At 53.9% G+C, this 20,151-nt stretch carries 18 protein-coding genes; 14 read left to right on the top strand and 4 right to left on the bottom strand.

What is annotated here, in order from left to right:
• Positions 1 to 61: 61 nt before the first annotated feature.
• The 12 genes from sseB to ACO0U8_RS13105 all read left to right on the top strand — a co-directional run bounded on the left by sseB (position 62) and on the right by ACO0U8_RS13105 (position 12,211).
• The gene (gene sseB / locus ACO0U8_RS13160; protein ID WP_421670937.1) at positions 62 to 925 is read left to right on the top strand and encodes an enhanced serine sensitivity protein SseB; all 864 of its coding nucleotides are present in this window, start codon (positions 62 to 64) and stop codon (positions 923 to 925) included.
• Between the two features lie 223 nt (positions 926 to 1,148).
• Positions 1,149 to 1,574 (top strand): nucleoside-diphosphate kinase, encoded by a 426-nt coding sequence (gene ndk / locus ACO0U8_RS13155; RefSeq protein WP_056781291.1) that lies wholly within the window; start codon positions 1,149 to 1,151, stop codon positions 1,572 to 1,574.
• Between the two features lie 237 nt (positions 1,575 to 1,811).
• Positions 1,812 to 3,011, top strand: a complete 1,200-nt coding sequence (locus ACO0U8_RS13150; protein ID WP_056781288.1) for a bifunctional tRNA (adenosine(37)-C2)-methyltransferase TrmG/ribosomal RNA large subunit methyltransferase RlmN — start codon at positions 1,812 to 1,814, stop codon at positions 3,009 to 3,011.
• Between the two features lie 94 nt (positions 3,012 to 3,105).
• Positions 3,106 to 3,867, top strand: coding sequence for a type IV pilus biogenesis/stability protein PilW (gene pilW, locus ACO0U8_RS13145; protein WP_056781284.1), 762 nt, complete (start codon positions 3,106 to 3,108; stop codon positions 3,865 to 3,867).
• Complete coding sequence (gene rodZ / locus ACO0U8_RS13140) at positions 3,857 to 4,855, top strand: cytoskeleton protein RodZ (protein WP_056781282.1); 999 nt, start codon at positions 3,857 to 3,859, stop codon at positions 4,853 to 4,855. The genes pilW and rodZ overlap by 11 nt, the downstream gene beginning before the upstream one ends.
• A gap of 42 nt (positions 4,856 to 4,897) precedes the next feature.
• Complete coding sequence (ispG, locus tag ACO0U8_RS13135) at positions 4,898 to 6,019, top strand: flavodoxin-dependent (E)-4-hydroxy-3-methylbut-2-enyl-diphosphate synthase (RefSeq protein WP_056781278.1); 1,122 nt, start codon at positions 4,898 to 4,900, stop codon at positions 6,017 to 6,019.
• A 132-nt stretch (positions 6,020 to 6,151) separates the two neighbouring features.
• Positions 6,152 to 7,426, top strand: a complete 1,275-nt coding sequence (hisS, locus tag ACO0U8_RS13130) for a histidine--tRNA ligase (RefSeq protein WP_217204622.1) — start codon at positions 6,152 to 6,154, stop codon at positions 7,424 to 7,426.
• Between the two features lie 13 nt (positions 7,427 to 7,439).
• On the top strand, positions 7,440 to 8,060 hold the full coding sequence (locus ACO0U8_RS13125) for a YfgM family protein (RefSeq protein ID WP_056781272.1): 621 nt from the start codon (positions 7,440 to 7,442) through the stop codon (positions 8,058 to 8,060).
• 11 nt (positions 8,061 to 8,071) lie between these two features.
• Positions 8,072 to 9,253: an outer membrane protein assembly factor BamB gene (gene bamB / locus ACO0U8_RS13120; RefSeq protein WP_056781269.1), complete on the top strand. Its 1,182-nt coding sequence runs from the start codon at positions 8,072 to 8,074 to the stop codon at positions 9,251 to 9,253.
• A gap of 209 nt (positions 9,254 to 9,462) precedes the next feature.
• Positions 9,463 to 10,947, top strand: coding sequence for a ribosome biogenesis GTPase Der (gene der, locus ACO0U8_RS13115; RefSeq protein WP_122097413.1), 1,485 nt, complete (start codon positions 9,463 to 9,465; stop codon positions 10,945 to 10,947).
• 64 nt (positions 10,948 to 11,011) lie between these two features.
• Positions 11,012 to 11,968: an AEC family transporter gene (locus ACO0U8_RS13110; RefSeq protein WP_056781265.1), complete on the top strand. Its 957-nt coding sequence runs from the start codon at positions 11,012 to 11,014 to the stop codon at positions 11,966 to 11,968.
• 12 nt (positions 11,969 to 11,980) lie between these two features.
• Positions 11,981 to 12,211: a zinc ribbon domain-containing protein gene (locus ACO0U8_RS13105; protein ID WP_421670936.1), complete on the top strand. Its 231-nt coding sequence runs from the start codon at positions 11,981 to 11,983 to the stop codon at positions 12,209 to 12,211.
• Here ACO0U8_RS13105 and ACO0U8_RS13100 read toward each other — a convergent pair.
• The 3 genes from ACO0U8_RS13100 to ACO0U8_RS13090 form a co-directional block, all read right to left on the bottom strand.
• Positions 12,196 to 12,540 (bottom strand): protealysin inhibitor emfourin, encoded by a 345-nt coding sequence (locus ACO0U8_RS13100; protein WP_122097415.1) that lies wholly within the window; start codon positions 12,538 to 12,540, stop codon positions 12,196 to 12,198. The genes ACO0U8_RS13105 and ACO0U8_RS13100 overlap by 16 nt on opposite strands.
• Positions 12,541 to 13,575: a M4 family metallopeptidase gene (locus ACO0U8_RS13095; RefSeq protein WP_421670935.1), complete on the bottom strand. Its 1,035-nt coding sequence runs from the start codon at positions 13,573 to 13,575 to the stop codon at positions 12,541 to 12,543.
• Between the two features lie 171 nt (positions 13,576 to 13,746).
• Entirely contained in the window at positions 13,747 to 14,826 is a 1,080-nt protein-coding gene (locus ACO0U8_RS13090; RefSeq protein WP_421670934.1) for a LacI family DNA-binding transcriptional regulator, read from the bottom strand.
• 214 nt (positions 14,827 to 15,040) lie between these two features.
• On the opposite strand from ACO0U8_RS13090, the gene ACO0U8_RS13085 reads away from it, so the two are divergent.
• Both ACO0U8_RS13085 and ACO0U8_RS13080 read left to right on the top strand, forming a co-directional pair.
• Positions 15,041 to 16,354, top strand: coding sequence for an MFS transporter (locus tag ACO0U8_RS13085; RefSeq protein ID WP_056781257.1), 1,314 nt, complete (start codon positions 15,041 to 15,043; stop codon positions 16,352 to 16,354).
• Positions 16,351 to 18,714 carry a TIM-barrel domain-containing protein gene (locus ACO0U8_RS13080; RefSeq protein ID WP_421670933.1) on the top strand — a complete coding sequence of 788 codons (2,364 nt, stop codon included), beginning with the start codon at positions 16,351 to 16,353 and terminating at the stop codon, positions 18,712 to 18,714. The genes ACO0U8_RS13085 and ACO0U8_RS13080 overlap by 4 nt, the downstream gene beginning before the upstream one ends.
• Before the next feature lie 50 nt (positions 18,715 to 18,764).
• On the opposite strand, the gene xseA is transcribed toward ACO0U8_RS13080, so the two are convergent.
• Positions 18,765 to 20,138, bottom strand: coding sequence for an exodeoxyribonuclease VII large subunit (gene xseA / locus ACO0U8_RS13075; RefSeq protein WP_421670932.1), 1,374 nt, complete (start codon positions 20,136 to 20,138; stop codon positions 18,765 to 18,767).
• Positions 20,139 to 20,151: the final 13 nt, after the last annotated feature.

The raw sequence follows: 20,151 nt of genomic DNA, 5'->3' as shown, positions 1-20,151 counted from the left end.
AAGAAGCACAACGGGGCGCTTAACGGCGCCCCGTTTCATACCATTACCGGAGTCAAGAATCATGAGTGTCCCACACGATCATCTCCCTGCCGGCGCAGCGGCAACAGACGGTGAAAACGAGCTCGAGCGCCTGCTCCGCCTGTCTGTCACCGCGGCTGCCTGGCGCCCGGCGTTCTATCAAACGCTGCTGGAATCCACAGTTTTTGTGGTGGGTGACGCAGGGCAGGATGACGCTGAAAAGCAGGGCAGTGTGGCGATCACCGCTGGCAGTGAACTGAATATTTTGCACTGGGAAAAGCAGGACGGCAGCTCAATCATTCCTTTCTTTTCCTCTGTAGACATTCTGGAAAAAGCCAGTGCCGGCGAAAGCCCGGATGAGCAGGCGTTTGTCGCGCTGCCTGTCCGCGTGTTGTTTGAAATGACACAAGGGGAAGAATTATTTCTGAATCCGAAGTCAGAATACGGCAAAGAATTTTACCCAAGCGAAGTGACGCTGCTGCTGAGCAACGGCGGGTTGAATGCGCCTTCAGAACTGGTGCTGGATAAAGAAAGCCAGCTGCTGATTGGCCAGCCGGAGGAGTATCCGTCGGCGATGATCGACGCGCTGACCACGCTGTTTACTCAGAAAAAGCCGGTGCGCCGGGCGTTTATGGCCCTTATCCATGACAAAACCGTGGATGATCAACCTAACCTGCTGATCGGTGTAGAAGCAGACGGTGATGAACAGGAAATCGATGCACTGATCCGCGAAGCCGGCAATGTGGCGGCCGAAACGTCTCCCGATGACCGTCCGGTTGATTTCTGTATCGTTTGCGAAAAAGAGCGCGGGATCAGCCATTATCTGATCAGCCACACCCAGCCTTTCTATCAGCGCAAATGGGGAAGCTGGTTGCGTAACATCATCCCGTCGTCCGGGCAGGCATAAAACGATAAGGTAAACGGGGCACAAAACTCTTTATTGCCCCTGCTTTGTTTAAGGGAAATGGGGTGTTTGTGCTTGATCGTGAATCAATGCCGCATTTTTTTAATTAAATGTTGTGATTCGGGTAGGCAATTTTAACTTCGCTCCCTATAATCACCGCCATTTTACGGCAGGTATAACATTAAATTAACCGGCCCTACCTATAAAAGTCAGCCAGAGGTTTTTCATGACTATCCAACGTACTTTCTCCATCATCAAGCCAAACTCCGTTGCAAACAATGACATCGGCGCAATCTACGCGCGTTTCGAACGTGCAGGTTTCACCATCATTGCTTCTAAAATGCTGAAACTGACCAAAGAGCAGGCTGAAGGCTTCTACGCTGAGCACAAAGGTCGTCCATTCTTCGACGGTCTGGTTGAGTTCATGACCTCTGGCCCGATCATGGTTCAGGTTCTGGAAGGCGAAAACGCAGTTCAGCGTAACCGTGACATCATGGGTGCAACTAACCCGGAAAATGCCCTGGCCGGTACTCTGCGTGCAGACTTTGCTGACAGCTTCACCGCTAACGCTGTTCACGGTTCTGATGCTGTAGAATCAGCACAACGCGAAATCGCTTACTTCTTCGACGAAAGCGAAATCTGCCCGCGTTAAGATTTTGGGCGAAGCCTGATTGGAAGATGCGCCGCATATTCACAAGAATTTGCCCTGGTCACCTTCCAAACATGGCAACTCTGCCCTAAAATTTGTACAATGTTGCGCCCCGAATGAGCCAGCCTCTTCGGGGCGCAATTTATTGCAGGCCACCTGAATGCCGCTGACAGGCAGTAAAAGGTCAGGCTCTGCACTTCCCTGGCGCCATAACGTGTAACAACGAGGCCATATTTCATTATGTTAGAATCTACAACTCCCGAGCAAAACGTGTCTGAAACCTTCCCAATCTCTGCAGAGGAAGTGAAAACTGTTGCTCCTGCTGCCGCAAAAATTAACCTTCTTGACCTCAACCGCAAACAAATGCGCGAGTTCTTTATCAACATGGGCGAGAAACCGTTCCGTGCTGATCAGGTCATGAAGTGGATGTATCACTATTGCAGCGATGATTTCGAGCAAATGACCGATATCAACAAACCGCTGCGTGACAAACTGGCGCGTGTGGCTGAAATCCGTGCGCCGGAAGTCGCTTCCGAACAACGTTCTACCGATGGCACCATCAAATGGGCGATTCAGGTAGGCGGCCAGCTGGTCGAAACTGTGTATATACCGGATGGCGATCGTGCGACGCTCTGCGTTTCCTCTCAGGTTGGCTGCGCGCTGGAATGTACCTTCTGTTCTACCGCTCAGCAGGGTTTCAACCGTAACCTGCGTGTGTCCGAAATCATCGGCCAGGTGTGGCGTGCGGCTAAAATCATCGGTGCTGCGAAAGTCACCGGTACCCGACCTATCACCAACGTAGTGATGATGGGGATGGGCGAACCCTTGCTGAATCTGAATAACGTGGTGCCGGCCATGGAAATCATGCTGGATGACTTCGGTTTTGGTCTGTCTAAACGCCGCGTGACCTTGTCTACGTCCGGTGTGGTTCCTGCGCTGGATAAGCTGGGCGACATGATTGACGTTGCGCTGGCCATCTCCCTGCATGCGCCAAATGACACCATCCGCGACGAAATCGTGCCAATTAACCGCAAGTACAACATCGATACGTTCCTGGCCGCTGTTGAACGCTACATCAGCAAATCCAATGCTAACCAGGGCCGTGTAACCATCGAATACGTGATGCTTGACCACATTAACGACGGTACTGAGCATGCGCATGAGCTGGCTGAGCGTTTGAAAAATACGCCGTGCAAAATCAACCTCATCCCGTGGAACCCGTTCCCTGGCGCGCCGTATGGCCGCAGCTCAAACAGCCGGATCGATCGCTTCTCTAAAGTGCTGATGGAATACGGTTTTACCGTCATCGTGCGTAAAACCCGCGGCGACGATATTGATGCCGCTTGTGGTCAGCTTGCCGGTGATGTGATCGACCGTACCAAGCGTACGTTGAAGAAAAAAATGGCAGCTGAGCAGCAGATTTCCGTTAAAGCCGTTTAGTTGTCAGAAGTGTGAGTAGGTGCGTTCGGGCTGTGCAGATACCATTTCACAGCCCGTTTGTTTATTGTCGGTGGCAGAATAAAGGGAATTAAGCATGACAATGCAAGGCAGTGTGAAGGTGCTGATGGCGGCGGGTTTAGCCGCTTCTTTGCTCGCCGGGTGCTCAAGCTCTCCGAAGGAGACGCAGTCAGCTACCGGTGCCTCACAGACGCGTCTTGAACTGGGAATGGCCTATCTCTCCCAGGGAAATATGGACGCGGCGAAACAGAATTTGCAGAAAGCCGCGGACAGTGCGCCTGACGATTATCGCACTCAGCTGGGCATGGCGCTTTACGAGCAAAAAACCGGCGATCAAAAAGCTGCGCAAAGTCGCTACCAGCAAGCGCTGAAGCTGGCGCCGCAAAATGGGACCGTGTTGAATAATTACGGTGCGTTTTTGTGTAGTTTAGGGCAGTATGTACCGGCACAACAGCAGTTTAGCGCCGCAGCTAATGCGCCTGATTACGGTCAGGTTGCTGACAGTCTCGAAAATGCAGGCTACTGTTTTCTGAAGGCAAATCAGAATGAGGAAGCGCGAGTGTTACTGAGCCGGGCATTAAAAATCGATCCCGATAAAGGCGCACCCTTGCTGACAGAGGCAACCAAAGAATTTGGAGAAGGGAATCGCGCTCAGGCAAAACTTCTACTGGATGTATACCAGCATGTTCTGCCAGCCACGGCTGACAGCATTATGTTACAAATTCGATTCGCTGCGTTAGCGGGCAATCCGGACAGCGTTCAACGCTACGGTAAGCAGCTTGCGCGTAGTTATCCACAATCCCAACAGTACCAGCAGTTCTTAGCTAATGAATACTGAAGCCTCCCAAGAAAATAAAGTTAAACTGACCGCAGGCCAACGCCTGTGTCAGGCACGTGAAGAGTTAGGGCTAAGTCATCAGGCCGTTGCAGAACGCCTGTGTCTGAAAGTCTCAACGATTCGCCAAATCGAAGAAGAAACGACGCCGGGCGATCTCGCTCCGACTTTCCTGCGTGGCTATCTTCGTTCTTACGCCAAACTGGTTCATATCCCGGAAGAAGAACTGTTAGATCTGATCGGTAAGCAAGCCCCCATCAAAGTGCCGAAAGTCGCTTCAATGCAGGGTTTTTCTCTCGGCAAGTCTCGTAAAAAACGCGATGGCTGGCTGATGGGCTTTACCTGGTTGATCGTGTTTGTTGTGATTGGCCTGACCGGTGCATGGTGGTGGCAAAACCATCAGGCGCAGCAGGAAGAAATCGCGACAATGGCCGATCAGTCAACGGCTCAACTGAATCAGGATAACGGCCAGGGGCAAACTATTCCTCTGGGTGGTGGTGACAATGCCAATTCTGCACCGACGACAGAAGATTCCTCTTCTGCGCCTGACGCAGCGGCCGGGGCACCACAGGCACAGAACTCAATTCCGTTGAACACCACGTCAACGCCAACGGATAACAGCGCACCGGCCACCGCCGGCACGCCTGCAGCGCAAGCACCTGCTGCAGTGTCCACCAGCCAGCCAGCCACGGCTGAGAATGGTCTGCCAACCGGTGATGCACAAACTGCTGCGGCAGGTGCGGATCCACAAGCTGTCGCTTTGACATTCAAAGCTGACTGCTGGTTACAGATCGATGACGCGTCAGGTAAGACCCTGTTCAGCGGCATCAAAAAAGGCGGCGAAACCCTGAGCGTGAAGGGAACCGCACCTTATAAGCTGAAAATCGGTGCACCGGGTGCAGTGGATATTCAATTCCAGGGCAAGCCGGTTGATTTAAGTCGTTTCGTAAAATCAAGCCGTGTTGCGCGCCTGACTATCGCTGCCGAGTAATCGGCAGCTTGTCGGACGATTGCAACGATGGAGAGTGAAGTAATGCATAACCAAGCACCCATTACCCGTCGCAAATCAACCCGGATTTATGTCGGCAAGGTGCCTGTAGGTGACGGAGCACCGATTGCTGTGCAATCGATGACCAACACCCGCACCACAGATGTCGCGGCGACGGTCGCGCAGATCAAATCGCTGGAACGTGTCGGTGTCGATATTGTTCGCGTTTCCGTGCCTACCATGGATGCCGCTGAGGCGTTCAAGCTCATCAAGCAGCAGGTTAATGTCCCGCTGGTCGCTGACATCCATTTTGATTACCGTATCGCGCTCAAAGTAGCCGAATACGGCGTTGATTGCCTGCGTATTAATCCAGGTAACATTGGTAATGAATCCCGCATTCGCTCGGTGGTGGATTGCGCGCGTCATTACAATATTCCTATTCGTATCGGCGTGAATGGCGGCTCTCTGGAGAAAGATATCCAGGAAAAATTCGGCGAACCTACGCCGGAAGCGCTGCTGGAATCGGCGATGCGCCATGTTGATATTCTCGATCGCCTCAACTTTGATCAGTTCAAAGTGAGCGTTAAAGCCTCAGACGTGTTTCTTGCCGTTGAGTCTTATCGTCTGCTGGCGAAGCGTATCGATCAGCCTTTGCATCTTGGCATCACCGAAGCGGGCGGTTTGCGCGCCGGTTCCGTGAAATCGGCCATCGGCCTCGGTCTTTTGCTGTCCGAAGGTATCGGCGATACGCTGCGCATCTCGCTGGCTGCCGACCCTGTCGAAGAGGTGAAGGTAGGCTTTGATATTCTGAAGTCACTTCGCATTCGCTCGCGTGGCATCAACTTTATTGCCTGTCCGACCTGCTCGCGTCAGGAATTTGATGTCATCGGCACGGTTAACGCGTTAGAGCAGCGTCTGGAAGATCTGATCACCCCGATGGATGTCTCCATCATCGGTTGTGTGGTGAATGGGCCGGGCGAAGCGCTGGTGTCCACGATCGGCGTCACCGGAGGCCATAATAAAAGCGGCTTCTATGAAGACGGCGTACGTCAGAGAGATCGTTTTGACAACGAACAGATGATCGACCAGTTAGAAGCGAAGATCCGTGCTAAAGCGGCGATTATGGATGAGAGTAAACGTATCGTTATCAATCATCTTGAAAAGTAACATCGGTTGCGGGTGTCAGAGTACATCTGCATTATATTGAACCCGACAGGGGTGACGGCGTTGTGCGTTGAACCGCAGGACACAAACCCCCTATAATCGGGTTCATTTTTTATAAAACGATAGAGAACTGACGTGGCAAAGAATATCCAGGCCATTCGCGGCATGAACGACTACCTGCCGGAAGACACTGCGCTGTGGCAGCGTATCGAAGGTACTTTGAAACAGGTACTCAGTGGTTACGGCTACAGCGAAATCCGTATGCCGATTGTAGAGCAGACCCCATTGTTTAAACGCGCGATCGGCGAAGTGACCGATGTCGTGGAAAAAGAAATGTATACCTTTGAGGATCGCAACGGTGAAAGCCTGACGCTGCGCCCTGAAGGCACGGCGGGCTGTGTGCGCGCCGGTATCGAACATGGTCTGCTGTACAATCAGGAACAACGTCTGTGGTACATCGGCCCGATGTTCCGCTACGAGCGCCCGCAAAAAGGCCGCTATCGTCAGTTTAATCAGTTAGGTGTGGAAGTCTTTGGCCTGCAGGGCCCGGACATCGACGCGGAGCTGATCCTGCTGAGTGCGCGCTGGTGGCGTGCGCTGGGCATTTCTGAACACGTGACGCTTGAACTGAACTCAATTGGTTCACTGGAAGCCCGCGCCAACTATCGCGATGCGCTGGTGGCTTTCCTGGAGCAGCATAAAGACAAGCTGGATGAAGACTGCAAACGTCGCATGTACAGCAACCCGCTGCGCGTTCTGGACTCCAAAAATCCGGATATCCAGGCATTATTGAATGATGCTCCGCAACTGGGTGACTATCTTGATGAAGAATCAAGAGAACACTTTGCAGGTCTGTGTGAACTTTTAGAGCAGTCTGGTATCCCATATACGGTTAATCAGCGACTTGTGCGCGGTCTGGATTATTACAACCGCACCGTGTTCGAATGGGTAACCAGCAGCCTTGGCGCACAAGGTACTGTTTGTGCCGGTGGCCGTTACGACGGGCTGGTTGAACAATTAGGCGGGCGAGCAACCCCTGCTGTCGGTTTTGCGATGGGTCTGGAGCGTCTGGTGTTACTGGTTCAGGCCGTAAACCCGGACTTCAAAGCCCCTGCGACGGTGGATGCTTACGTCATTTCTTCGGGAGCAGGAACGCAAGGTGCAGCCATTAAACTGGCTGAGACACTGCGTGATGCGCTGCCGGAGCTGAAAGTGATGACTAACTACGGTGGCGGAAACTTTAAGAAGCAATTCGCCCGTGCAGATAAATGGGGTGCGCGAGTTGCCCTGGTATTAGGCGAAGATGAAGTCGCTAACCAGCAGGTTGTGATCAAAGACCTGCAGACTGGAACGCAAGAAACGCTGACGCAGAGTGATGTTGCTGTGCGTCTGGCCTCGATGTTGGGTTAAGGAGAAGGACACTGTGGAAGTCTATACCACTGAGAATGAACAGGTTGATGCTGTACGTCGCTTCTTTGCCGAGAACGGTAAAGCGCTGGCCATCGGCGTTGTTCTGGGTATTGTCGCCCTGGGCGGCTGGCGTGTCTGGCAGAGCCATCAGGATTCCGCTTTGACGGAAGCTTCTGCGTCTTTCCAGAAAGCGAATCAGGCGCTGACCAGCAAAAATCCGCAAGGCGTGGCTGAGCTGGAAAAGTTTGGTCAGAGCAATGACAATAACTACGGTGTGTTTGCCGCTCTGCAACTGGCCGATCACTTTGTCGAAATCAAAGATTTCGCGAATGCTGAGAAGCAGCTTCTTCAGGGGCAAAGTCAGGCCAAAGAAGACAATTTACGCTCGCTGGTGAACTTACGTCTGGCACGTGTCCAGATGCAGCAAGGCAAATTTGATGATGCACTCAAAACGTTAGATGGCGTGAAGGGTGAAGGCTGGACAGCAATGCAGCAAGGCATCCGCGGTGATGTTCTGCTCGCAAAAGGCGATGCGAAAGGGGCTCGTGAAGCCTTTAGCAAAGGTCTGGAATCTAAACCCTCTCAAACGCTGCAAACGATGCTGCGTATGAAATTGAACAACTTAGCCAGCTAAGGGGAACCCCGATGCAATTGCGTAAAACACTCTTGGTAGGATGGGTTTCTGTTGCCCTGCTGAGTGGCTGTTCATTGTTTAACAGCGAAGAAGATGTTGTCAAAATGTCCCCGCTGCCAAAAGTTGAAAATCAATTTACTCCGACTCAGGTCTGGAGCAAATCCGTAGGCGACGGCGTAGGCGATTTCTACTCCCACCTGCGTCCGGCCTGGCAGGACAGCACCATTTACGCAGCCGATCGTTTTGGCATCGTGAAAGCACTGGATGCTGACAGCGGTAAAGAAAAGTGGAGTGTTAACCTTTCTGAAAAAACAGGTTTCTTCTCCAGCAACCGTTCAGCACAACTGTCCGGCGGTCTGACTGTTTCTGGCGGCCATGTGTATGTCGGCAGTGAAAAAGCGGTTGTTTATGCGCTGAATACCGAAGACGGTACAGTGGCATGGCAGACCAAAGTGGCGGGCGAAGCACTGTCCCGGCCTGTGGTCAGCGATGGCTTAGTGCTGGTACATACCGGAAACGGGATGTTACAGGGGCTGAGCGAATCTGACGGTACCGTGCAGTGGACTGCTAACCTCGATATGCCAACCCTGTCCCTGCGCGGCGAGTCTGCCCCGGCAGTGGCGTTTGGCGCAGCGATTGTCGGCGGTGATAACGGCCGTGTCAGCGCAGTGCTGATGAAAGAAGGTCAGTTGATCTGGCAGCAACGTATTTCACAAACCACCGGGACGACTGAAATCGATCGTCTGAGTGACGTGGATACTACGCCGGTCATCGTTGATGGCGTTGTTTATGCGCTGGCTTACAACGGTAATCTGGTGGCCATGGATCTGCGTTCAGGTCAGGTCATGTGGAAACGTGATGTGGGTTCCGTCAATGACATCATCGTCGACAGCGGCCGTATCTACATGGTCGATCAGGATGACCGTGTGATGGCGCTTGATACGCAAGGCGGCGTTAGCCTGTGGCGTCAAAGTGATCTGTTGCACCGTAATCTCACCGCGCCAGTGCTGTATAATGGGTATATCGTGGTGGGTGATTCCGAAGGTTACCTGCACTGGATCAATACCACAGACGGTCGTTTCGTTGCTCAGCAGAAAGTCGACAGCGATGGCTTCCTGAGTGCGCCGATTGTGGCAAGTGACAAGCTGGTCGTGCAGGCGAAAGGTGGCGAAGTTTACTCCTTCACCCGCTAATATCGCGCCCGGCGTCTGGCCCTGAGATCGTTTGATCGCGGGCTTAAAAACGGCTCCTGAATTGCTCAGGGGCCGTTTCGTATTCTGAAAACCGTGCAATTTTTCGATCAGATTGCGCTGTAACAAATTGAATTATAGCTGTTTGTCCAGAAGTGAAGGGCTGCAGGCTATTTGCGTTTAGCTATAAATAAAAACACTGAGGCTTCAAAATGATACCTGTCGTTGCGCTTGTTGGGCGCCCGAATGTGGGTAAATCCACTTTATTTAACCGTTTGACCAAGACGCGCGACGCGCTGGTTGCGGATTTCCCGGGGCTAACGCGTGACCGCAAGTATGGTCGTGCTGAGATTGAGGGTAATGAATTCATCATCGTGGATACCGGCGGTATCGACGGTACCGAAGACGGCGTTGAAACCCGTATGGCTGGCCAGTCATTGCTGGCAATCGAAGAAGCGGACATCGTCCTTTTCATGGTCGATGCGCGCGCGGGCCTGATGCCTGCCGATCAGGGCATTGCCCAACACCTTCGCAGCCGTGAAAAATCCACTTTCCTGGTCGCGAACAAAACCGACGGTATTGACCCGGATAGCGCCGTCGGCGATTTCTACTCACTGGGTTTAGGCGAAGTCTACCCGATCGCGGCTTCTCATGGCCGTGGTGTGGCGCAGCTGATTGAACACGTGCTGATCCCGTTTGTCGGTGAAAAGCCGGAAGAAGTCGAACTGACGGAAGAAGAGGCTAACGCCGCTTACTGGGCAGAACAAGAAGCGACCGGTGATGAAATCCCGGAAGACGAAGAAGACGACTTTGATCCGCAGTCCCTGCCAATCAAACTGGCTATTGTCGGGCGTCCTAATGTAGGTAAGTCCACACTGACTAACCGTATTCTGGGGGAAGAGCGTGTCGTGGTTTACGACATGCCGGGGACCACCCGTGACAGTATTTATATTCCGATGGTGCGTGACGAGCGTGAATACGTTCTGATCGATACTGCCGGCGTGCGTAAGCGCGGTAAAGTTACTGAAACCGTTGAGAAATTCTCCGTCATCAAAACCCTGAAAGCGATTGAAGACGCGAACGTCGTGATGCTGGTGATTGATGCCCGCGACGGCATTTCCGATCAGGACCTGTCACTGCTGGGGTTCATCCTCAATAGTGGGCGCTCACTGCTGATTGTGGTGAACAAATGGGATGGCATGAGTGAAGATGCACGTGCACAGGTGAAAGACCAGCTGGATCTGCGCCTTGGTTTTGTCGACTTCGCCCGAATCCACTTCATCTCGGCCCTGCACGGCAGCGGCGTTGGCAATCTGTTTGAGTCAGTGATCGAGGCCTACACCTGTGCGACCACGCGAGTGAGCACTTCCATGCTGACCCGTATCATGCAGATGGCGGCGGACGATCATCAGCCACCGCTGGTTAATGGCCGTCGTGTGAAGCTGAAATATGCTCACGCCGGTGGGTATAACCCGCCGATCGTGGTAATCCACGGTAACCAGGTGAAAGATCTGGCTGACTCCTACAAACGCTATCTGATGAACTATTTCCGCCGTTCATTGAAAGTGATGGGAACGCCTATCCGCATCCAGTTTAAAGAGGGTGAGAACCCGTATGAAGGCAAGAAAAACACGCTGTCACCACATCAGCAGCGTAAACGTCGACGCCTTCTGCAGCATCTGAAAAACAAATCATAAACTGATGGGGTGCATGAAAATGTACCCCATTTTTTTGCCCCACTTTTCGCAAGGAACTGGCTGGATGTTTTGGCAGACCTGGAGTTTTGCATTTGGCGTGACGGTGCCAAATTTACTGATTTTATTGTTAGGCATGGTTTTGCGCCGTACCGGCCTGATGGACGACAGTTTTAATGAGAAAGCCAGCCGGCTTGTTTTCAATATCGCGTTACCTTGCCTGCTCTTTTTCAGTGTGGCGCAAGGGCATGATTCTTCGGGTTCTAACCTGCCGCTGGCGATTTATGGTGGTGTGGCGACAGTGGTGTCTTTCCTGCTGCTGGAACTGGTTGCGCTAAAGCTGGTGAAAGATCCGCGTGAGCGCGGCATATTTGTGCAGGGCGGATTTCGTGCGAATACCGGCATCGCTGGGCTGGCCTATGCGTCGCTGGCTTTTGGCAGTGAAGGCATTGCGCTCGGCTCGATGTATCTGGCAGTGACGGTGATCTTGTTCAACGTGCTGTCGGTGATTACATTGACCCGCAGTTTGCAGGGCGGGCAGGGTAAGCGCATCGGAATGCGGCCTGTGTTGCACGGTATCCTGACCAATCCGCTGATTATTGGCCTGGTGCTGGGGCTGGCATTCCAGCACAGCCATCTGCCGATGCCGGCAACGCTTGCCAGTACCGGTGCGTTCATCTCCGGCATGGCACTGCCGCTGGCGATGCTGTGCGCCGGTGCCAGCCTTGACTGGCGGGCGATGTTTCGCAGTTCGAATGTGGCCGCCTGGTCATCCGCCTCGCGTGTGGTATTTGTGCCTGCGCTGATGACGCTGGGTGCATGGGCTTTTGGTTTTCGCGGCGCGGCGCTTGGCGTCATTTTTCTTTTTTCCTGCACACCCACGGCCGCAGGCAGCTACGTAATGACCCGCGCCATGGGCGGAAATGCAACGCTGGCGGCGAACATTATTGCGGTCACGACGTTGGGATCATTTTTTACCACCGCGCTGGGCCTGTATTTATTACGGACGCTCGGTGTCATTTAAAGGAGAGGCATAATGGAAGCATATTGTCCGGCTTGTGAGCAGCCAATGAGTTGGGTGAGCGGTCACTTTCGCTGCGACGCCTGCGGCACAGAATATAATCAAACGGCGTTATGCCCGGATTGTCAGCAACCGTTGCAGGAGCTGAAAGCCTGCGGCGCGGTCGACTATTTCTGCCAAAACGGGCACGGAATGGTATCTAAAAAACGGGTGCTGTTTACGTATTCGCTTTATTCAGAGGGATGATCATCGGGCTGAGCCTGTTTCCATAAATTCACCAGCGCTTCCGGGGCTTCTGTTTCGGGAATAATCACCACCAGACTGGCAGAGTGCTCGGCCGATTCGACGTAAATCTCAATACGGAAATAACGCTGGTCACCGCGACCGGCGTTTTCTTTTTCCTGAGCGAAGGGCATGGCCTGGTTGATGAGCTGGCAAATTTGCTGCCGTTTGTCATCGCTCATTCCTGCAAGCTCGACCCTGCGCGGCCCGCTGAGTTTGGGGATAAACGCGATGCCGCCTTCGCGGTAAATCTCAATCACCGCATTACTTTCCAGCGAATCTAAAGGTTTCATTTACATCACTCCAACCTGCACCCAGGCTTCACGAACCGCCTGAGCGACAGAAGCGTCAAACCGTTTTTCCGCATGCTGAACCGTCAGTTGGGCGAAGGTCACAAAGTCTGCGTCTTTGGGCAGGGACTTATCGCAGATCGTGTCATACCAGACATAACCGGCGCGTTCCCACGCGTTACCGCCAAGTGTCGTCGCCGCCAGATAAAATGCGCGGTTAGGGATACCGGAATTGATGTGCACACCGCCGTTATCGTCGCGGGTGTTGACGTAGCCGCTCATGTCGGCAGGCTGCGGATCTTTGCCGAGCAGCGGATCATCATACGCAGTACCGGGATGCGACATCGACCGCAGGCCCGTGCCGTGAATGCCTTTTGCCAGTAATCCTTCACCAATGATCCAGTCGGCTTTATCGGCAGTCTGTTTCAGATGGAACTGTTTCACCAGCGAGCCAAACACATCCGACATCGATTCGTTCAGCGCGCCGGATTGCCCGTTATATTCCAGGCCGGCTTCGGTTTCAGTCACACCGTGGGAAAGTTCATGGCCAACCACGTCGATAGCAATGGTGAAGCGGTTAAATATTTCCCCGTCACCGTCGCCAAATACCATTTGCTGACCGTTCCAGAAGGCATTTTGATAGCCCTTGTCGTAATGAACGGTGCCGAGCAATGCCAGTCCTTTATTGTCGAGAGAGTTTCGCTGATACGCCTGCCAGAAAAAATCATAGGTTACGCCGAGATAATCATAGGCTTCATCCACCGAGACATCGCCGTTACTCGCCTGGCCTTCTTTTCGCACGGATTCGCCTGGCAGGCGGGTGGTGTTTTCGGCGTCGTAAATATCGCGCTCAACCAGACCCGCTTTGGCCGTCACCGTCTTTTGCGGTTTGGCGTAAGGCTGGGCCATCAGGGTATTAACATGCACCAGCGTCTGTTTTGCACATCTGCGCTGAGGTTCTGAGCCGTGTTCAATAATGCGGTTGAGCATATAAGGTGGGATGACGCTGTTGTAACGTTTCGCGGAACTGTGATTCATCGTGAATCTCCTTATCAAGGGTCACCCGAAGGTGAAAGAAAGGTGTTCTGACTGTCTGATACTGAAAAGCGGCTAATGTTTAGTCGTCACTTTTCAGTATAGAACCGCGCGACAACCTGCCCGTGAAAGATGAGATTTATCTGTCCGCCTGCGGGTCACACAATACCCCGGTCATAAAACAGGTTGATCATAAAGATGATGCGGACGGGGGATCACCGCGCGACCAGACGCCTTGCGTACCGATTCTCTCACCACAAGCTTCCCTTGTAACAGCTGGCTGGTATAAGGCGCGTCAGGGCGCAGCATGCGTCGCTGTAACAGCGCGATAGCCTCGGTTCCCAGCTCATCACGCGGCACGTGCACCGCAGTGAGCAGGACGTCGTGGATCTCCGCCAGATTAAACCCGTCGGTGCTGAGCACACTGATATCACCGGGTACCGAAATCCCTTTTTTACTCAACGCAGCCACCACGCCGGACGCCATGTAATCACCCCCGGCCAGAATCGCTGTCGGCAAGGGTTGTCCGATGGGTAATGTGTCCAGATATTCGAGTAACGCCTGTTCGCTTTCCTGCGCGCCAAAACCTGATGTGTTGATCAGATGATGGTTGTCGCTGAAGGTCTGATGATGGCGGCTGAAGGCCTGTTTGATGCCGCTCAGACGCAGTTCCATGGTATGTCGGCGCAGGCATTGCAGCGTGACGATGTGCTGATGGCCCTGTGAAAACAGGTAGTCACAGGCAAAATCCCCCATGCTCTGATGATCGGGGCTGACGCTATCATGGCGCATGTGCCGGTCATGACAGTTCACCAGCACGCAGGGTTTACCCATTTCCGCCGCCAGCAGATGAATATGCGGATCGTCGATACCGACCAGCAAGGCCGCCTCGGTCAGCGGATCGGTCATTTTGGCGATAAACAACGCCGCGTTGGCATTTTCTTCTTCCATCGCGCAATAGCGCACCCGCACTTCATGGTGAGCCGTCGCCGCCAGGATCCCCTGAACCACTTTGTAGTAAAAAATATCGCTGCGTACATCGAAAGCGCGGGCCGGGGCGAAAATCATGATGTTGTTGAGCATCAGGCGACCGGTTGAAAGCCCGTTAAAAACGCCCTGTGATTTCGCACATTCGAGCACGCGATCGCGTGCTTTGCTGCTGGTGTTATTTTTTCCGGCCAGAACCCGTGAAACGGTGCTGATTGAGAGCCCGGTCTGGTCGGCAATTTGCTGGATATTTAACTTTCCTTTCAAACTGTGATCTCCTTCAAAATCGCTCATGCAAAATTTTTCATCTGAGAAGCCCGCTCATCCATAAGCTTTTATCCGCTCTGATTTCGCTACGCAGTTATAGCGTGAAAGCTTTTGCAAAAAATCACGTTCCACTCACAAATCCGCCTGCCTACTCTGCAAAAGTACCTCACATAACACATCATCTGCGGCCAGGCCGACGGGTGGGAGAACGGACATGACAATTCAAATCAACACCGAAAATACGGCCGTTATCGGACGTCGAAAAATAAAAGCCTTGCGCTGGTGGATGCTGGCGCTGTTCCTGCTGGGTGTGACGGTCAACTACATCACCCGTAACTCTCTGGGGTTACTGGCTGCGGAACTTAAAACCAGCCTGAACATGACCACCGAACAATATTCCTACATCGTCGCCGCGTTTCAGGCGGCGTACACCATTTTCCAGCCCCTGTGCGGCTGGCTGATTGACGTGATCGGTCTGAAGCTTGGCTTCCTGATCTGCGCTTCCGTCTGGGCGGTGGTGTGTATGCTGCATGCCGGGGCAGGAAGCTGGATCCAGCTGGCGATTTTGCGTTTCTTCATGGGCAGCGCCGAAGCGGCGGCCACCCCGGCCAATGCCAAAGCGATTTCCGACTGGTTCCCGCGTAAAGAGCGGCCGGTTGCTGCCGGCTGGGCTGGCGTAGGCTTCTCGATAGGCGCGATGCTGGCGCCGCCCATTATTCTGGTGGCGCACCTGTCTTTTGGCTGGCGTGGTGCGTTTCTGTTTTGCGGTGTGCTCTCAATGCTGTGGGTGCTGCTGTGGTGGAAATTTTATCATTCACCGGAAACCCATCCGAACCTGAGCAAAGACGAACTGGCGCTGATCCGCTCTGATAACGAGCCGCAGCAAACGCGTTTGCCGTTCCTTAAGTCGCTGAAAATCGTCTGCAAAAACAAAAAATTCTACGGGATCGCCATTCCGGCATTTCTGGCCGAACCGGCATGGGCCGTGTTCAGTTTCTGGGTGCCGCTGTATCTGGCCAACGAACGCGGGATGGATTTGAAACACATCGTGATGTTCGCCTGGTTACCCTTCCTGGCCGCCGATCTGGGCAGTATCGCCAGCGGTTATCTCACCACGCTCTACCGCAAAGTATTTGGCTGCACGCGCATTAACTCCATCGTTGCCAGCTCGGTGACCGGCGCTTTCATGATGCTGTCTCTGGCTCTGGTTGCACTCACACAAAGTCCTTACGCGGCGATTGCGCTGATCTCCATCGGTGGCTTCGGGCACCAGGTGATTTCCTGCATGCTGAGCGCCGTGGTGGTAGAGACGTTTGACAAAAATCAGGTAGCGACCGTCAACGGCATGCGCGGTTCCTCCGCGTGGATCGCCAGCTTCCTGTTTTCACTGCTGATCGGCGCAGTTGCCGACACGATTGGTTTCAATCCGCTGTTTATCGCAATGGGATTCTTTGATTTGATTGGGGCAATATTCCTGATTGCGCTGATCGCTGAACGCCGCAATCCGGCAAAAAGGGAGCATGTATGAAGACGTTGAAACACTGGGAGCTGGCCGGACATCATGATGCAGGCGTGGATTTGCGTGTCGAAGGTAAGCATCTGTTTTGTCTGAGGGTGCTGGAGCAGGGGTTAATCCGTGTCTTTATTCAGCGCAATGGCGAACTGGCACTGGACCGCACCTGGAGCATTGCGCCGCAAAATGATGTGCCGTGGGAAGGGCGCGATCGTCTGAGCAATGAAGGTTTTACGTTGCCGGGTTATCAACTTGCGCACGGCGAAAATACCCTGACGGTGACCACCGAAATGTTACGTGTCACCGTGCATCAGCCTTTGTGGCTGGAGTGGGAACATAAAAATGAGGCGGGCGTCTGGTTACCGCTGGTCAGCGATCGAAAAACCGGCGCGTATATGCTGTCGGTGAAAGGCGATGCCTCGGCGCACTATCAGTTGCGTGAAGCACAGGATGGCGTGTACGGGCTGGGCGAAAAAGCCGGGGATCTTAACCGTGCAGGTCGTCGTTTTGAAATGCGCAATCTGGATGCGATGGGTTACAACGCCGCCAGCACCGATCCGTTATACAAACATATTCCGTTTACCCTGACCCGCCGTAACGACGTTAGTTTCGGCTTGTTCTACGACAATCTCAGCAATGTCTGGCTTGATCTTGGCAATGAGCTGGATAACTACCATCTGCCATACCGCCGTTTCAGCGCCGAAGCCGGGGATCTGGATTACTACCTGTTTATCGGCCCGACCGCGCTGGATGTCACCAAAAAACTGGTGAAGCTGACCGGTAAAACCACCTTTGGTCCGAAATGGAGCCTCGGTTACAGTGGCTCGACCATGTACTACACCGATGCGCCGGACGCCCAGCAGCAGCTGATGAAATTCATCACGCTGTGTCAGCAACATGACATTCCCTGCGACTCTTTCCAGCTTTCATCGGGTTATACCTCGATTGGCAACAAGCGTTATGTCTTCAACTGGAACTACGACAAAGTGCCGCAGCCTGAAGTGATGTCGCAGGCATTTCTTGATGCGGGTATTCGTCTGGCGGCCAACATTAAACCTTGTCTGTTGCAGGATCACCCGCAATACGGGCAGGTGGCGGAGCAGGGATTGTTCATTCGTGACAGCGAGAGCAATGTGCCGGAACGTTCTGTTTTCTGGGACGACGAAGGATCGCATCTCGATTTCACCCACCCGGCCGCGGTGCGCTGGTGGCAAAAAGGGGTGACGCAGCAGTTGCTGGAAAAGGGCATCGGCTCAACCTGGAACGACAACAACGAATACGAAGTCTGGGACAACGATGCGCGCTGTCACGGTTTCGGTAAGTCCATCGCCATTAAACATATCCGCCCGGTAATGCCGCTGCTGATGATGCGTGCGTCGTTTGAAGCGCAGCAAAGTTTCGCGCCGGAAACCCGTCCGTATCTGATTTCACGTTCCGGCTGTGCGGGGATGCAACGTTACGTGCAGACGTGGAGCGGCGACAATCGCACCAGCTGGCAGACGCTGCGTTACAACACGCGCATGGGCATTGGCATGAGTTTATCCGGTTTGTACAACGTCGGCCACGACGTCGGCGGCTTCTCTGGCGATAAGCCCGATGCCGAACTGTTTGTTCGTTGGGTGCAAAACGGCGTGATGCATCCGCGTTTTACCATTCACTCCTGGAATGACGATCACACGGTGAATGAGCCGTGGATGTACCCGCAGGTGACGCCGCTTATCCGCGACGCGATCCGTTTGCGCTACCGTCTGCTGCCGTATTTCTACACCTTGTTGTGGCAGGCACATGCCGACGATGAGCCGATGCTGCGACCGACATTCCTCGACCACGAGCACGACAAAAACACCTTCGTGGAAACCGATGATTTCCTGATGGGGCAGGATTTGCTGGTCGCCAGCGTGGTGGATGAAGGTCAGCGTGAACGTCAGGTTTATCTGCCGGATAACAGCATCGGCTGGTGTGATTTCTACACCGGGGAATGGTTTGCAGGCGGCCAGACAATCACCCTTGATGCACCGCTTGAGCGCCTGCCGCTGCTGGTCCGTGCCGGCGCTGCATTGCCGCAATCCGCACGGCTGGCCCATGTTGACAGCCATAAAGACCTGGAACGCGAGCTGCACGTTTATCCGGCACCGGGTGAGCTGACCTCAGCGGGAATGCTGTTTGAAGATGACGGCGAAAGCCACCGCTGGCAGCAAAATCAGGCGCTGTGGCTGAACTGGAATATTGTCACTGACGCGCAGCGCATCGATATCACAATCACTCAGCGCGGAGAATTCAAACCGGCGTGGAAAACCCTCAACATTGTGCTGCCGGCAGGCGAAGCGCGTGAGGTGTGGGTGAACGGTGTGAAAACAACTGGCTATAATCTTTAAGTATTTCAACCTCCTCCTCTGAAAAGGGGAGGAGGTGTTAAAACCCACGTTTATTTAACCGCCCGTTTCCGCGCCTTCTTCTCTACCACAATCGATTTCACTTCACTTTCAATCCAGCCATCGGCCAGACGTGTTTTTAGCGTATCGCCCGGTGCGGTCTGGGTGGTTTTCTTGAGTAACGCGCCTTGTGGCGTGGTGGTCACGCTATAACCGCGCGCCAGCGTTGCCAGCGGGCTGACGCCCTCCAGTTGTGCACAGGCCTTGCCGAAGCGCTCGCGATGTTCGCCCAGTTGCGCGGACATCGCCTGCTGCAAGCGGTACTGTAATTGCTGGACCCGTTGCTGGGCGCGGTGAATACGCGGTTGCGGCTGTTGCTGCGTCAGGCGTTGCTGTAAACGGTCGGTGCGGCGCAGCATCTGGCGCAGCTGGTTTTGCATGGCTTCATCAAGACGACGGCGCAGTTTGAACAGCGCCGTTTGCTGGCGCGCCAGACGTAAATGCGGATGCTGTTGTTGCAGGCGATGATTCAGACGCGTGAAACGCTGAGTGAGCTGCGCGAGATAATAATCCATCGCCATTTCAAGGCGCTGCTGCTGTGACTGGATCTGACGCAGCAATTCCAGCTGATTGCGGCTGATCAGTTCGGCGGCGGCAGACGGCGTCGGCGCGCGTAAATCAGCGACAAAATCGGCAATGGTGACGTCTGTTTCGTGGCCGACGGCGCTGACGATCGGAATGCGGCTGGCGAAAATCGCCCGTGCCACACGCTCATCATTAAAGCTCCACAAATCTTCCAGCGAACCGCCGCCGCGCCCGACAATCAGGACATCCACTTCTTCACGGGCATTCGCCAGCTGAATGGCACGGACGATTTGCCCCGGCGCATCCACGCCCTGAACGGAGGTCGGATAGATAATGACGGGTAATGACGGGTCACGACGCTTTAAGACATTTAAGACGTCATGCAGCGCAGCACCGCTGGCGGACGTGATCACACCGACGCATTTGGCAGGTGAGGGCAGCGGCTGTTTAAACTGCGCATCAAACAGACCTTCGGCGGCCAGTTGCTGTTTCAGCAGATCGAATTTCTGCTGCAACAGGCCGTCACCGGCTTCCTGCATACTTTCGGCAATCAGCTGATAATCGCCGCGCGGTTCGTACAAGGTTATGGTCGCGCGGACCAGAACCTGCTGACCGTTTTGCGGGCGGAACGTCGTGCGGCGATTGGTGTTGCGAAACATCGCGCATTTGACCTGAGCGCGGTCATCTTTGAGCGTGAAATACCAGTGGCCGGAGGACGGCTGAGAGAAGTTTGAAATCTCACCGGAGAGCCAGACCTGACCCATTTCGTTTTCCAGCAACTGTCGGACCGTCTGATTCAGGCGGCTTACGGTAAAAATAGGAGGCGAAGAAGGTAGTGACATGTGATCCAGATCA

The organism is Rahnella sp. EDr1-12, assembly GCF_049206505.1.
In the GTDB taxonomy this organism is placed as follows: Bacteria; Pseudomonadota; Gammaproteobacteria; order Enterobacterales; family Enterobacteriaceae; genus Rahnella; species Rahnella rivi.
Note: the sequence above shows the minus strand (reverse complement) of the source record. Positions and strands in the feature narration are given on the sequence as shown.